Here is a 14,341-nt window from a genome sequence, read left to right as displayed (position 1 = left end):
CGCGCGCGGCATGAGGTTTCGCGACAGGCGAGTTGATGTCCGGGGCGGGTGGCGTCATGACGCGATGACGACCGTGGCCGCTTTACTGACGACGGCCGCGCGCGCGGCATGAGGGTTCGCGGTCAGCGCGTTGAGGTTTCGGGCGGAGCTCATCGAGCGGGGGCGCCGGCGCCGCGACACAGCGTCACCAGTTCGCCGGCCGCACTGATGTCCTGGGCCGCGCGCGCGGCGCCTGCCAACAAGGTGCGTTGGATGTCACCGCGGGCGGGCCGGGTCTCGATGCAACGCAGCTCGGCGCCGCGGCCGTACAGCGCGATCGCCTGCACCTTGGCCGCGAGCGCGGCGTGCCTGGGCGTCAGGGTCAGCGTCCACGCCGCGCGCGTGCCCTGGCTGGCGACGCGGTAGTGCTGTTCGAGCAACGCGCGGTCACCGGCCAGCAGCGCGCCGAAACTCGCCTGCAGGCCGACCAGTTCCGGCGCGCGCGACAACGAGAACGTGCGCGGTGCCTTGTCGCCGCGCGCGATCCGCACCTCGCCGGCGCGGATCGTGGTGGTCTCGGCGTACGGGCTGCGCACCTCGCGCACCAGGGTGTCGGCGCTGGGCCGCTGGTACTCGCCGGCGATCCGCAGCGGCGCCTTCAGCAGCGCCGAGCCGCGCAGCTCGACGAACGCGGTGCGCATCGGCGCCGGGCGTGCGAGCCGCGCGAGGATCCAGTCGCTGTCGACGCGGGTCGTGGCCGTTTGCGGCGCGCGCGCCGGCAGTGGCTTGAGCAGCGATGCCTCAGTGGCTGCGGCGCACAGCGGCGCGCTGGCCAGGGCCAGCGCGCACAGCCACGCCAGCTTCGGGCGCTGGCTCCTGGTCCCGCGGTCGGTCCATTGCCCGCGGTCGATCCGTTCCATGTTGAGCTGCATCGTCGGCATGCCAGAAGTCGTAGAAGTTGAACCAGTTGTACGGCGCGCTGCGTGCATGGTGCTGCAACCGCGCGGCGTAGCGCTGCACCAGCGCGGCGATCACCTGCATGCGGTTATGCCGCTCCATGCTTAGCCCCTCGCTGAACACCTCGAACGCGAGCTGGTAGCGGTTGCCGCCGCGGTACAGGCCGAACGCGAGCGCGACCGGCACCTTGAGCGTGGCCGCGATCAGCCACGGCGCGATCGGGAACGGCGCGGTGCGGCCGAGGAACGGCGCCGGCAGCCACGCCTCGCCGGGGCGCGCGCGGTCGACCAGCAGCGCGACCAGCGCGCCGGCGTCGGTGGCCTGCTTGATCGCCAGCACGATCGACGGACCGTCCTGACCGGCGTCGATCACGGTGCGCGCGATCTCCGGGTTGAGCGCGTCGAGCAACTGGGTCATCGCCGGGTTGTGGGCCTTGTCGAGCACCACCCGCACCTGGATGTCGGGCCGCTGGCGCGCGAGCACGCGCATCACCTCGAAGCTGCCCAGGTGCGAGCCGAACATCAGCAGGCCCTGGCCGCGGTCGATCTGGGTATGGATTGCGTCGAGACCCTCGATGCGGATGTCGAAACGGTGCAGCTGGCCGCTGAGCAGGAACACGCGGTCGAGGATGGTCGCCGCGAACGTGTGCACGTGGCGGGCGACGTCGAGCAGCCGCGGCGGGCGGCCGAGCACGCGGGCGAGGTAGTCGCGCGAGGCGCGGCGCTCGGGCCCGCGCACCAGCACGAAGTAGGCGGTGATCGGCACCAGCAGCACGCGCGCGAGCGCGCGGCCGCCGCGGCAGGCGATCGTGCGGATCAGCCAGATCGCGAACCAGCCGCCGCCTTCGGGGCGCTGCTTCCAGTCGGCGTTCGCCGGCGTGGCGTGCGCCGGGGAATTGGAGGTCGCGCTCAAGCCGGGTCTCCGGCGACGACTTCGCCGCTGGCCAGCAGGGTGTCGTCGCGCAGCACCTGGAAGCGCCAGCGCGGCGCGGCGCCGGGCGTGGCCAACGGCCGCAGCTCGACCCGCGCCGGCTCGCCCGGCAGCAGCGGCTGCAGGAACTTCACCTGCGGCAGCCGCAGCGCGCCCAGCGGGCCGTGCCCGGCCTCGATCGCCTCCAGCACCTGCTCGAGCAGCACCACCCCGGGCACCAGCGGGCGCCCCGGGAAATGCCCGGGCAGGCAGGGGTGGTCGGGGGCAATGCTGAAACGCATGGGCGCGGGAACTGCGACGGCACGGGGGCACAGGATAAGGCAGTGCGGGCATGGCGGCTTGCGCGCCGCCCGCGCCTCAGTCGAACAGCTGGCGCCAGAACCCCGGACCGAGCGCGCCCATGCGCTGCAGGAAGTCGAGGAAGCTGCGGTAGCGGTTCGGGAACCACAGCTGGCGCAGCAGGTACTCGGCGACGAAGAAGCCGGCGACGATGCCGTAGTCGAGCAGGTTGGCGAACCACGACCAGGTGCTCTGCGACACCGCCAGCACGGGCGCGTGGCCGAGCTGGGCGAGCACGCCGTCGGGCACCGCGACCAGCGCCAGCACCGTGTTGGCCAGCGCCAGCCCCGCGAGCAGCGCGGCCCAGGCCCCGGTCAGGCGGCGCGTGTAGCGGTACAGCTCCGGCGCCAGCTGCGCCGGCGTGCCGCGTTCGAGCGCGGCGACAATGCGGGTGATCACCGGCTCGCGCGGCGCGCGCAGGCTGCGCCCGAACCACCACGCCAGCAGGCCGGTGAACAGCGGCGGCGGCGCCAGCAACAGCAGCAACGGGACCCGCGTCGCCGCCAGCGGCCACAGCGCCAGCCCGACCGCCACCAGCAGCGCCCAGGCCCAGCCGCGCCGCTGCGCAAGCGGCTGCAGCAGCACGATCAAGGCCAGGTCCAACAACGCCAGCGCCGCCACCGGCGCGCCGCCGCGATGGCTGGCCCAATGCGCGAGCAGCGGGTAGGCGACCGCCAACGCGATCCGGACCGCCATCAGCCGCGCGGGTGCGGGATTCACGCCCGCAGGCCCGGGCCGCGGCGGCGGGTCACGCGGTCTTGTGCTGTTCGATATGCGCCGACAGCGCGCGCAACGAGGCGAAGATGCGCCGGTTCTCGTCGCTGTCCGAACGCAGCTGGAAGCCGTACTGCTTGCTGATCGCCAGCGCCAGCTCGAGCGCGTCGATCGAGTCCAGCCCCAGGCCGGCGCCGAACAGCGGCGCGTCCGGGTCGATCTCGCCGGGCGCCACGCCCTCCAGGTTCAAGCTCTCGACCAGCAGCTGGGCGAGCGCGAGTTCGGCGGGGGTTTGTTCGGGCATGGGCGATGACATCCAGCGGTTCCAGATCGTGCGAAAGAGGGCGCCACGATCCGGCATCGCGCGCGCCTGCGCAACCGCGGCGCGCCGCGGCGGCGTCCGGCGGGGGGCGCGGACGCCGGGCTATGATTTGTGGATGAGCCAATCGATCGACACGCCCGGCACCGCGCCGGCGCCCGCTGCCCGCCCCGCCGACGCATCCGCCTTCCCTGTTCAGGCAACCACCGCGACGCCGCCCGAAGTGCTCGACACCGACGTGCTGGTGATCGGCGGCGGCCCGGCCGGGACCACCGCGGCGACCCTGCTCGCGCGCCGCGGCTGGCGCGTGACCGTGCTGGAAAAGGCCGCGCACCCACGCTTCCACATCGGCGAATCGCTGCTGCCGATGAACCTGCCGATCCTGGAGCGGCTGGGCGTGCTCGAGCAGGTCAAGGCGATCGGCATGTTCAAGCCCGGTGCCGAGTTCCCGATCACCGGCAGCGGCACCAATGCCGATGGCCGCGACTACAACACCTTCCGCTTCGAGCGCGCGCTCAACCCGCAGTTCGGTTACGCCTACCAGGTCAAGCGCGAGGAATTCGACCAGCTGCTGTTCCGCCACGCCCAGGCCAACGGCGTCGATGCGCGCGAGAACACCAAGGTCGAGCGCGTCGAGTTCGGCGCCGACGGCCGCCCGCAACGCGTGCATGCGCGCAGCGCCGACGGCGGCACGTTGCAGGTGACGCCGCGCTACGTGGTCGATGCCAGCGGCCGCGATGCGTTTTTCGGCAGCCAGCTCAAGCTCAAGCGCAAGAACGCGCGCCACCAGTCGGCGGCGATCTTCAGCCACTTCAGCGGCGTGCAGCGCCGCGACGGCGAGGACGAAGGCAACATCACCGTGCAGCGCTTCGACCACGGCTGGATGTGGCTGATCCCGCTGCGCGACGGCGTGATGAGCGTCGGCGCGGTGTGCTTCCCCGAGTACCTCAAGCAGCGCCGCGGCGAAACCGAAGCGTTCCTGATGCAGTCGCTCGAATCCGAGCCCGCCGTGCGCGCGCGCATGGCCGGCGCCCAGCGCGTCGCGCCGGTGCACGTCACCGGCAACTACTCCTACACCTGCACGCGCATGACCGGCCCGGGCTGGGTGCTGGTCGGCGATGCGTACGCGTTCGTCGACCCGGTGTTTTCCTCGGGCGTGTACCTGGGCATGAACAGCGCCGAGCAGGCCGCGCAGGTCGTCGACGGCGCGCTGCGCGACGGCGCGCGCGAGGCGCCGCTGCAGCGCGCTATGGAGCGCCGGCTCAAGCGCGGCCTCAAGCATTTCCAGTGGTTCATCTACCGCTTCAACACGCCGGTGATGCGCCAGCTGTTCAACAGCCCGCGCAACGACTGGCAGGTCGAGCAGGCCGTGATCTCGATGCTCGCCGGCGACGTGTTCGACAACCGCGCGGTGCTGCGCCGGCTGCGCCTGTTCCGGCTGATCTACACGGTGACCGCGCTGCGCATGGCACCGACCGCGCTGCGCGGCTGGCTGCACCGACGCCGCCAGGTCGGGGTCGATGTCGGCCTCGGCGGCGACCGCGACACCCTGCAACCTGGCCAGCCATGAGCGCGCTGCCGATGAGCGACGCCATCCCCGCGTCCGGGCCCCACGCCCGGCTGCAGGTCGACTACAGCGACGAAACCCTGGACGCGCTGCTGGCCGCGCCCGACACGCTGGCGGTGTTCGGCTTCGGCCACGCGGCGCCACGCGCCGACGACCCGCGCTACCTGCGCGTCGCGCTGGAGCCGCACGGCGGCGCCGCGCCGCTGGAGGTCTGGCGCGGTGGCGCCCCGGTCGCGCGCGGCCGCGAGCACGGCATCGCCTGGGCCGAGGACGGCGCGCTGCAGTTCGGCGCGCTGCAGCTCGACGAAGCCGACGGCGACGGCATCGACGGGATCGGCGAGGCGGCCTACCGGCGCCTGCTCGCGTTCACCGCGGCGCGCGGCTACCCGCACCTGCTGCGGATCTGGAACTACTTCGACGCGATCACCGACGGCGACGGCGACGCCGAGCGTTACAAGCGCTTCTGCGTCGGCCGCGCGCGCGGCCTCGGCGATGTCCCCGCCGGCACCCTGCCCGCGGCCACCGCGATCGGCCGTCCCACCGACACCCCGGCGCGCGACAGCGCCGACGCGTCGCAAGCGGGCAGCCTGCAGGTCTACTGGCTGGCCTCGCGCACGCCCGGCACGCCGCTGGAAAACCCGCGCCAGCTCAGTGCCTACCGCTACCCGCGCGTGTACGGCCCGCAGCCGCCGAGCTTCGCGCGCGCGCTGCTGCCGCCCGAGCCGATGCCGCTGCTGCTGTCGGGCACCGCCGCGATCGTCGGCCACGAGTCGCGCCACGCCGACTGCGTCGCCACCCAGGTCGACGAGACCCTGGCCAACTTCGACAGCCTGATCGCGGCGGCACGCCTGCAGCGGCCGTCGCTGCCGGCGCGCTTCGGCCCGGGCACCCGGCTCAAGGTCTACGTGCGCGACCACGACGAACTCGCCGCGGTCGCGGCCTTGCTCGACGCGCGCCTGGGCGCGGACGTGCCGCGCATCGTGCTGCACGCGAACGTGTGCCGGCGCGAACTGCGGGTCGAGATCGACGGCAGCCACGCCTGAGCTCCATGGCCGCGCCGGCGATCGTCGCGCGACACCGGCGCGTGCCACCATGGCCGGCATCTGCCACCGGACACGGAGACTTTCGATGGGACTGATCAGCTTGTTGTGGGGCATCGCCGCGATGCTGTGGATGGTGGTCGCGCTGATCCCGCTGCTCGGCTGGGGCAACTGGTTCCTGATCCCGTTCGCGGCGATCGGCGCGGTGATCGGCGCGATCGGCATCGCGATCACGCGCAGCGAGAACCGCGGCCGCGCCAAGGCCGGCCTGATCCTCAACTGCATCGTGATCGTGGTCGGCATCGCCCGCCTGAGCCTGGGCGGCGGGGTGATCTGACGGCGAGACGATCGGGCGGCAGGTGAGCTAACCGGTTCAGAATTTCATGCGTGCGCGCGCCCTGTTCAGGGCCGCGCGCGGGTGTTTTGGCGGCGGAATCGGGCGCAGACTCGATGCGGGCTTGGGGGGGCCCAACAACGGCACCCCCGCGGGTCGACACAGCACGATGCAGCGACATCGTTGGGGGGCGTTCCTCACTGTGATCCGGAGCCAACTCCATGAATCGGACAGGTACCTGCGTGTTGTTGTCGGGCTTGGCCCTGGGCGCGTGCATGAACGCCCACGCCGTCGAGCCGAAAACCTCGCCCCAGCCGGCAGCGGCGGCGCAAGCCACCACTGCTGAAACCACCTTTGGCGGCATCAAGGTCGGCATCGATGCCAAGACCGGCCGGCTGCGCCCGCTGAGCGTCGAGGAAAGCGCGCAACTCGACCAGATGCTGACCCAGGGCCGCGCGCCGACGTTCGCGCCAGGCATGGCGCGGACGTTCAACGCGCCCGACGACGAGGCCGCCGCACGCGCGACCGTGCGCCAGCACGGCCACGGCGGCGTCTCGGTGAAGCTGCCGGAAGACCAGATGAGCACGGTGTCCGTGCGCCGCGACGCCGCCGGCAAGTTGCACATCGAGCACAGCGACGACGCCGCCAATGCGGCCGCGCGGGAGGAGCTGAAATGAGCAAGCTCACCCTCGCCTGCGCGCTGGCGCTGAGCAGCGCCTTCGCCCTCACCGATGCCAACGCGGCGCAGTTGGTGCTGCTCAACGGTGACGCCGGCACCGGCACCGGCCTCGACGACCCGACCCCGAAGGCCCCGCAAGGCCTGAACCCGGGCACCACCCTGGGCGAACAGCGGCGCATCGCCTACCTGTTCGCGATGGACCTGTGGGGCGCGGTGCTCAAGAGCGACGTGCCGATCAAGGTCGGGGCCTCGTTCCAGGCGCTGGCGTGCACGCCCACCAGCGGCGTGCTCGGTTCGGCCGGCGCCAACTGGATCGACCGCGATTTCCCCAACGCGCCGATCGCCGGCATCTGGTACAGCTCCGCGCTCGCCGATTCGCTGGCCGGCATCGACCTGGACCCGGACCCGGCCGACCCGGCCGACATCGTCTCGCGCTTCAACGGCGACCTGGGCGTCAACCCGAACTGCCTGACCGGCCTGGACTGGTACTACGGCCTGGACGGCATCACTCCCGCCAACAGCATCAACTTCCTCAACGTGGTGATGCACGAGATCGGCCACGGCCTGGGCTTCCAGGGTTTCCTCAGCAAGAGCACCGGCGCGTTCGGCAACTTCGACGGCTTCGGCCCGCGTTCCGACGCCTACACCCAGAACGCGTTCGACAACGTCGCCAACGTCGGCTTCAACGATCCCGCCTCGACGCCGGCGCAGCGCGCGCTGGCGATGCGTTCGCCCGGTCGCACGGTCTGGACCGGCACCCGGGTCAACAACGAGGCGCCGCTGGTGCTCGACAACCGCACCGCCCTGCTCGTCACCGCACCGGCGGCGGCGGCGGGCAGCTACGAGGTCGGCTTCGCCAGCTTCGGGGCGTTCGCGTCGGCGGCGAACTTCCCGAGCAACCAGGCGGTCCTGGTCAACGACGGCGTCGCCGCGGCCAGCACCAGCGACGGCTGCGAGACCCCGTTCGTCAACGCCGCGGCGGTCGCCGGCAAGTACGCGCTGATCGATCGCGGCACCTGCGGATTCGTGGTCAAGGCCAAGAACGCGCAACTCAACGGCGCCGTGGGCGTGATCATCGCCAACAACGCCGCCGGCGTGATCGACATGGGCGGGGCGGACCCCACCATCACCATTCCCAGCGTGATGGTCTCTCAGGCCGACGGGGCGACATTGAAGGCGAACGCGCCGGTCACCGCCAACCTGTTCGTCGACCCGGCGCTGTTCCAGGGCGCCGACCAGGCCGGCCGCGTGCGCCTGTACTCGCCGACCGTCGTCGCTGCCGGTTCCACGTTCTCGCACTACGACACCGCGTTGCAGCCCAACGCGCTGATGGAACCGTTCGACACCCCGGAAGTGCAGGCGCAGTACAACGTCGACCTCACCCCGGCGCTGTACCGCGACATGGGCTGGCAGGTGAACGGCGGCAACGCCCGCATCGGCAAGTGCAACACCGAGGTGGACGTGCTCGAACCCGGCGGCTTCATCGTCGGCGCCAACGTGCAGGCCTGGAACAACCTGTGCAAGGTGTCGTCGCCGCGTCCCGGCCAGTACGTGCGCTGCATGGTCGACCTGCAGCAGCGGCTGCGATCGGCCCAGCTGGTCACACCGCTGGAAGGGGCGACGATCCTGCTGTGCACGGCGAAGAACCTGAAGCCCTGACCCGGCGCAGCTGATGATCGACCGAACCGGCGCCCTGGTGGCGCCGGTTTTTTTGTTTCGGGTAGGTGCGGCGAGCAAGCGGCGCGGAGTCGCGTAGGGCGGGCTCAAGCCCGCCATCGCCATATCCCACTGCTGCGTAAACCGGGAAATGTCACGCCACGCGGATGGCATGGCGTCCGTGCCGAATAGAACGGCGGGCTTGAGCCCGCCCTACGCCTGCGGCCGCGCCGCCAGCAGCGCCCGCGTATGCGCATGCCGCGGCGCGCGCAGCACCTCCAAGGTGACGCCGCTCTCGACGATCCGGCCGTCCTCGAGCACCGCGATGCGCTCGGCCACCGCCGCGGCCGCGGCCAGGTCGTGGGTCACGAACAGCAGGGCGAGCCCGCGCTCGCGCTTGAGCGTCACCAGCAGCGCGAGGATCGCGGCGCGGTGGTGCGCGTCCAGCGCCGACACCGCCTCGTCGCAGACCAGCAGCTCGGGGTCGGTCGCCAGCGCGCGCGCGATCGCGATGCGCTGGCGCTGACCGCCGGAGAACTGGTGCGGGTAGCGGTCGAGCATGTCGCGGTCGAGCCCGACCGCCTGCAGCAGTTCGGCGGCGCGGCTGCGGCGTGACGCCGCGTCGCCGCGGCCGTGGATGCGCAGCGGCTCGGCGACGATCTGCGCGATGCGCAGGCGCGGGTCGAGCGACGCGTACGGGTCCTGGAACACCACCCCGATGCGCGCGCGCAGGCGTCGCAACTCGCGCCGCGGCAAGGCGGCCAGATCGACGGCGTCCGGCCCGTCGCCGAACAACAGCACCCGCCCGTGCGCGCCGCGCAGCAATCGCAGCAACGCGCGCCCGAGCGTGCTCTTGCCGCTGCCGCTCTCGCCGACCAGCGCCAAGCCTTCGCCGCGGCGCAGCTCGACGGTGACATCGTCGAGCGCGTCGCGGCTTGCGCGCGGGTAGCGCACGCGCAGGCGCTCGCCGCGCAGCAGTAGTTGCGCATCGGTGCGCGGTGCCGGCAGCGGCGCGAGCGTGTCGGCCGCCAGCAGTTCACGCGTATAGGTTTCCTGCGGGTCGGCGAACAGCGCACGGGTCGCCCCGCGTTCGACCACCGCGCCGCGCTGCAGCACCACCAGCTGCTGCGCGTAGGCGCCGACCAGCGGCAGGTCGTGGCTGATCAGCAGCAGCGCCAGGCCGTCCTCGCGGCGCAGCGCGTCGAGCAGGTCGAGGATGTCGCGGGCGATGCGCGCGTCGAGCGCGGAAGTCGGCTCGTCGGCGATCAGCACGCGCGGCCGCGTCGCCAGCGCGAGTGCAATCGCGATGCGCTGGCGCTGGCCGCCGGAAAACTGGTGCGGGTACTTGCGCAGCGCCGCGCCCGGCTCGGGCAGCTGCACGCGTGCGAACAGCGACAGCGCCTCGGCCTGCGCCTGCGCGCGCGACAGGCCGCGCAGCACGCGCAGGGTCTCGGTCAGCTGCACGCCGACGCTGCGCAGCGGATGCAACGCCGCCAGCGGGTCCTGCGGCACCCAGCCGAGCACGCGGCCGCGCAAGGCCACGTGCTCGCGCGAATTCAACGCGACATCGTGGCCGTCGACCGCCAGGCCGCCGCGCGTCGACAACGCCGGCGGCACCAGCCCGAGCAGCGCCAACGCGCTCAGGCTCTTGCCGCTGCCGCTCTCGCCGACCAGGCCCACGCATTCGCCTGCCTGCAGCTGCAGGTCGAGCGGGCCGAGCAACCGCCGCGCGCCGCTGTCCACCTGCAGCCCGCGCAGTTCGACCAGCGCCGTCATGCCGCGGCCGCCTCGGTCTGCCCATGCACGTCGAGCCAGTCGCGCAGGCCATCGCCGAGGAACTGGAACACCGCCAGCGTCGCCACCAGGAAGCCGGCCGGGAACAGCAGCGTCCACGGCGCGCTGTCGAGTTCCTGCACGCCCTCGCTGAGCAGCGTGCCCCAGCTCGCCGACGGCTCGTCGACGCTCAGGCCGAGGAAGCCGAGGAAGCTCTCGACCAGGATCGCCTGCGGCAGGATCAGGCCCAGGTACACGAACGCGAGCGGCATCAGGTTCGGCAGCACGTGCCAGTGCAGGCGCTGGCGGAAGCTCGCACCGGCGGCTTGCGCGGCGAGCACGAACGGCGCCTCGCGCAGGCGCGCGGCCTCGGCGCGCATGACCCGCGCCAGGTCGATCCAGACGTAGCCGCCGATCGCCGCCAGCAGCAGCCCGAGCGAGCGCTCGAACAGGGTCAGCAGCAGGATCACCACCAGCAGGAACGGCAACGCGCTGAACACGTCCAGCACCCGCAGCAGCGCGCGCTCGACCCGGCCACCGGCGAGGCCGGCGATCGCGCCGTACGCCAACCCGATCCCCAGCGCGACCACGCTCGCCAGCAGCCCGATCGTCAGCGACAGCCGCCCGCCGGCGAGCGTGCGCGCGAACACGTCGCGGCCGATCGCGTCGGTACCGAACCAGTGCCCGGCCACGCCCGGCGCCACCGACAGCGCGCTCCAATCCGGCGTGTGCGGGTCGAAGCGGCTCAGCGCCGGGCCGAGCCAGCACAGCAACGCGAGCGCGCCCAGCCCGATCAGGCAGGCGCGGGCGACGGGGGGCAGGGAACGCAGCGTTCGCATCGGTGAATCGTAGCCGCTGGGCTGAGGCGTATGGCGTCGGGGCGTATCATTCGCCGCCATGAGCTATCCCTACACACGCCCGCGGCGGATGCGCCGCGACGAGTTCTCGCGCCGGCTGATGCGCGAGACGGTCCTCACTGCGAACGACCTGATCTACCCGGTGTTCGTGCACGAATTGAAAGGCCGCGAGGCGATCGCGTCGATGCCCGGCATCGAGCGCCTGTCGATCGACGAGCTGCTGAAAGTCGCCGAGCGCGCCAGCGAGCTGCGCGTGCCGGCGCTCGCGCTGTTCCCGGTCACCGCGCCCGAGGCCAAGTCGCTGACCGCCGAAGCGGCGTGGCAGGACGACGGCCTGTGCCAGCGCGCGGTGCGCGCGTTGAAGGAACGCTTCCCCGACTTGGGCGTGATCACCGACGTCGCGCTCGACCCGTACACCACCCACGGCCAGGACGGTCTGATCGACGACAGCGGCTACGTCGTCAACGACGCCACCGTCGAAGCGCTGGTCAAGCAGGCGCTGTCGCACGCCGTCGCCGGCGCCGACATCGTCGCGCCCAGCGACATGATGGACGGCCGCATCGGGCAGATCCGCAACGCGCTCGAACTCGACGGCCACGTGCACACCAAGATCCTGGCCTACAGCGCCAAGTACGCCAGCGCGTTCTACGGCCCGTTCCGCGACGCCGTCGGCAGCGCCGGCGCGCTCGGCAAGGGCAACAAGTACACCTACCAGATGGACCCGGCCAACAGCGACGAGGCGATGCGCGAAATCGCGCTCGACCTCGACGAGGGCGCTGACATGATCATGGTCAAGCCCGGCCTTCCCTACCTCGACATCGTCCGCCGCGCCAAGGACGAGTTCGGCGCCCCGACCTTCGTCTACCAGGTCAGCGGCGAGTACGCGATGCTCAAGGCCGCCGCCGGCAACGGCTGGATCGATGAACGCGCTTGCGCGTTGGAAGCGTTGACCAGCATCAAGCGCGCCGGCGCCGATGGCGTGCTGACGTATTTCGCGCTGGATGCGGGGGCGTGGTTGCGGGATGCGGGCTAGAGCAGAAGGACGCTGAATTAAGTAGATCCGAGAAGCGGCTCGGCTTGAATGAATTGTTAGACGCTACCCAGCAGCTCCGCAATCTCTACGCTCGCGGTGCTAAGGATAGCCCGACCAGCAGCCAAGCAGTACCCATTGCAGTAGTTGCGATGCCCCCGGTTCCGAAATTTTCGAAGCGAACTTGCGCTTGCGTTAGAGCACTTGAAAGCGAACTGTATTCCGAGTGGATGCGGTCGGCCAAGCCACGTAGCTGGCCATCGTACTCGCGCTCTAGCCCGCTGATTCGTTGGTGGACCGCTACAAGATTCTGCTCAAGTGCCTCTATGCGCCCTTCGGCTGTAGGGCTGTCGCCGGCACCATGCGTGGCGTAGCCACGCGCTTCGCATGTGACGCCTCCGAGGGTAGCGTGACCGGTGGCCTCGACGACGTGAGGGCCGCGGAAAGGAGCTGCGCCAAGCCAGTCTCGAAACCTTGAGACGATTGGTGGCAACTTAAAGAACTTGCGCGTGTCTACGAGTCCCAATACGACCGTGAACACACCTAATAGCTCTAGACCAAGCCCGGCAAGACGCACGAGCGGCTCCGACGCGTCTTGGCGAAGGCAGATAGCCAGAGCTGCGGCGATGACTAGCACGCATGCCCACGTGTGCCGGGGACCGAAGAGCCAGCGAATGGTTGCTTTTAGCATCTGCGAAAATTCCGTGTAATGCCTAACGCCTGAACTAGGCCTAGCCGCAACGTGTCAGCCGGCGGGTTGATGCAATGGAACTGCAGCACATTCCAATGAAGCGACGCAGCGGTTTCGGCTTGAATGAATTTGCAATCCGCTACTGAAAAGCAAGGTGCCATTCGTCCCACGGCTTGCCATTGGTGAGTTGGCCAGCCTCTACACGGCCCCGGATTTCGTCGCTATAGATTGAGCTTGGCCACTTTCGCATTTCGCCGCTTCCAGAGCCGGCAATGTTTGCTATCCGATAGTAGTCAGCAAGACCCCGTAAGGATGAATTCTCCCAGGCGAGCTTCTGGGACAGGTAAGAAATCAGTACGCCAATTGGAGTGAACTGATCAACTTGATCTTTGACGCGCGCGTGACCCACGTAGGCGGTGGTAGCTGAGCCGGTGGGGCCATACGCTGAGGCTAGGCTTGACCAGTCAGGCACTTGACGGGGGCCAATAAAAGTCATCGAAGAAGAACTCCACGCCGCCAAGTCTGCAACGCATAGGAAATCTAGTTGGAGCCGAGGGTGTGTGACATAAGCTGCATCAGCCTCGCGCAGCTTTTGCTCTATGTTCTGTTCCGGCGTGGAATTTGCTCCTTTCCACGAATGAGAATGAGCGAGCAAACCATAAACTAGGGGCGAATGTAGCTCCTTGTAAGGAGTGCCAACGCGCGCTGGATACAGATTTTTTATTTTTGCGCAGTTCTCCATCGCCTCGGAGATGTGTGCAGCCTTCAGGGTAGTCTTGCACTCAAACGCAGCAGCGACACCCGCAGCTAAATATAGTTTCTTGTTGAGAAGCTTCTTCGGATAGGTTTCGTGCAGGACCAGCACATCTATTTGAGGACTCGTTGCTCCCTCTTGGCTAATGATTCTGCCTTTGGTCACCACCTCGTAGGTTTGAGGCAACCAGTCGCGTAGCAACTCTGCCCAATTCTCTTCGCCCTGATCGCCCGCAGTCCCTGGATCTTCCGTCGCACGCTTTTGAATCCGGTCGTACTCCGCTGCCATCTCAGAACTAATCTGCTGCATGAAGTCATAGAGATCATGCTTTTTATCTTGGGGCATCGGCAGAAACTCCTCGGGTCTAACGCCTGACAGACCCCGAAACGGGATATGCAATCGATGTTCCGGTGGCTACCCGACTGCGTCAACTCGTGAGACGCAATTAGCAAAGCGCATCGCACCACCGCCATCTAGTTCAATCGCTCCGCGCCACGCATCCGGCGCAATGCCCTTCGGTTATTGCGCCCTACACCGCCGGCTTGATGCTCGAAGCCAACGCCTGGAAATCTTCCGTCACCGGTAGCGAGCGCAATGCTGCCAACAGGGCTTCGGGCGGTGTCGTCAGTTTGCGCAGCGCGAGGTCGAGCCAGCCGCCGGCGCTGGTGACGCGTGCGGCCAGTTGCTCGCCGTCGCGCCAGAACTCGTTGCGCAGCAGGAAG

At 69.7% G+C, this 14,341-nt stretch carries 14 protein-coding genes and 1 pseudogene; 6 read left to right on the top strand and 9 right to left on the bottom strand.

Annotated elements, in window-relative coordinates; all coding sequences use genetic code 11:
• Positions 1-149 precede the first annotated feature (149 nt).
• The 5 genes from ACFQZQ_RS05455 to ACFQZQ_RS05435 all read right to left on the bottom strand — a co-directional run bounded on the left by ACFQZQ_RS05455 (position 150) and on the right by ACFQZQ_RS05435 (position 3,223).
• Positions 150-899, bottom strand: coding sequence for a LolA-related protein (locus tag ACFQZQ_RS05455; protein WP_386811683.1), 750 nt, complete (start codon positions 897-899; stop codon positions 150-152).
• Positions 781-1,848 carry an LpxL/LpxP family acyltransferase gene (locus tag ACFQZQ_RS05450; RefSeq protein ID WP_386811682.1) on the bottom strand — a complete coding sequence of 356 codons (1,068 nt, stop codon included), beginning with the start codon at positions 1,846-1,848 and terminating at the stop codon, positions 781-783. The genes ACFQZQ_RS05455 and ACFQZQ_RS05450 overlap by 119 nt, the downstream gene beginning before the upstream one ends.
• Positions 1,845-2,147: a hypothetical protein gene (locus ACFQZQ_RS05445; protein WP_386811681.1), complete on the bottom strand. Its 303-nt coding sequence runs from the start codon at positions 2,145-2,147 to the stop codon at positions 1,845-1,847. Before ACFQZQ_RS05445 ends, ACFQZQ_RS05450 begins: the two co-directional genes overlap by 4 nt.
• Before the next feature lie 76 nt (positions 2,148-2,223).
• Entirely contained in the window at positions 2,224-2,979 is a 756-nt protein-coding gene (locus ACFQZQ_RS05440) for a ketosynthase (RefSeq protein WP_386812543.1), read from the bottom strand.
• Complete coding sequence (locus tag ACFQZQ_RS05435) at positions 2,954-3,223, bottom strand: phosphopantetheine-binding protein (RefSeq protein WP_386811680.1); 270 nt, start codon at positions 3,221-3,223, stop codon at positions 2,954-2,956. Before ACFQZQ_RS05435 ends, ACFQZQ_RS05440 begins: the two co-directional genes overlap by 26 nt.
• A gap of 133 nt (positions 3,224-3,356) precedes the next feature.
• Between ACFQZQ_RS05435 and ACFQZQ_RS05430 the strand changes: the two genes are divergently transcribed.
• The 5 genes from ACFQZQ_RS05430 to ACFQZQ_RS05410 all read left to right on the top strand — a co-directional run bounded on the left by ACFQZQ_RS05430 (position 3,357) and on the right by ACFQZQ_RS05410 (position 8,517).
• On the top strand, positions 3,357-4,808 hold the full coding sequence (locus ACFQZQ_RS05430) for an NAD(P)/FAD-dependent oxidoreductase (RefSeq protein WP_386811679.1): 1,452 nt from the start codon (positions 3,357-3,359) through the stop codon (positions 4,806-4,808).
• Positions 4,809-4,819: 11 nt separating this feature from the next.
• Positions 4,820-5,848 (top strand): chorismate transformation enzyme, FkbO/Hyg5 family, encoded by a 1,029-nt coding sequence (locus tag ACFQZQ_RS05425; RefSeq protein WP_386812542.1) that lies wholly within the window; start codon positions 4,820-4,822, stop codon positions 5,846-5,848.
• A gap of 85 nt (positions 5,849-5,933) precedes the next feature.
• A complete protein-coding gene (locus ACFQZQ_RS05420) occupies positions 5,934-6,182 on the top strand; it encodes a hypothetical protein (RefSeq protein WP_386811678.1) in 249 nt (82 codons plus the stop codon).
• Positions 6,183-6,400: 218 nt separating this feature from the next.
• Positions 6,401-6,856: a post-PEP-CTERM-1 domain-containing protein gene (locus ACFQZQ_RS05415; RefSeq protein WP_386811677.1), complete on the top strand. Its 456-nt coding sequence runs from the start codon at positions 6,401-6,403 to the stop codon at positions 6,854-6,856.
• A complete protein-coding gene (locus tag ACFQZQ_RS05410; protein ID WP_386811676.1) occupies positions 6,853-8,517 on the top strand; it encodes a PA domain-containing protein in 1,665 nt (554 codons plus the stop codon). The genes ACFQZQ_RS05415 and ACFQZQ_RS05410 overlap by 4 nt, the downstream gene beginning before the upstream one ends.
• A 210-nt stretch (positions 8,518-8,727) precedes the next feature.
• On the opposite strand, the gene ACFQZQ_RS05405 is transcribed toward ACFQZQ_RS05410, so the two are convergent.
• Positions 8,728-10,290 carry a dipeptide ABC transporter ATP-binding protein gene (locus ACFQZQ_RS05405; RefSeq protein ID WP_386811675.1) on the bottom strand — a complete coding sequence of 521 codons (1,563 nt, stop codon included), beginning with the start codon at positions 10,288-10,290 and terminating at the stop codon, positions 8,728-8,730.
• Entirely contained in the window at positions 10,287-11,126 is an 840-nt protein-coding gene (locus ACFQZQ_RS05400; protein ID WP_386811674.1) for an ABC transporter permease, read from the bottom strand. Before ACFQZQ_RS05400 ends, ACFQZQ_RS05405 begins: the two co-directional genes overlap by 4 nt.
• Positions 11,127-11,184: 58 nt before the next feature.
• On the opposite strand from ACFQZQ_RS05400, the gene hemB reads away from it, so the two are divergent.
• Positions 11,185-12,177 (top strand): porphobilinogen synthase, encoded by a 993-nt coding sequence (gene hemB, locus ACFQZQ_RS05395; protein ID WP_386811673.1) that lies wholly within the window; start codon positions 11,185-11,187, stop codon positions 12,175-12,177.
• A gap of 827 nt (positions 12,178-13,004) precedes the next feature.
• Here hemB and ACFQZQ_RS05390 read toward each other — a convergent pair.
• Together ACFQZQ_RS05390 and ACFQZQ_RS05385 are read right to left on the bottom strand one after the other, a co-directional pair.
• Positions 13,005-13,964 carry a DUF6602 domain-containing protein gene (locus ACFQZQ_RS05390; RefSeq protein WP_386811672.1) on the bottom strand — a complete coding sequence of 320 codons (960 nt, stop codon included), beginning with the start codon at positions 13,962-13,964 and terminating at the stop codon, positions 13,005-13,007.
• Between the two features lie 184 nt (positions 13,965-14,148).
• Positions 14,149-14,341, bottom strand: a pseudogene (locus ACFQZQ_RS05385) (thioesterase); the annotation flags it as partial.

It is taken from the genome of Lysobacter koreensis, from assembly GCF_042677045.1.
Classification (GTDB): Bacteria; Pseudomonadota; Gammaproteobacteria; order Xanthomonadales; family Xanthomonadaceae; genus Lysobacter_K; species Lysobacter_K koreensis.
The sequence above is the reverse complement of the archived record's forward strand: the minus strand, read 5'-3'. Positions and strand labels throughout refer to the sequence as shown.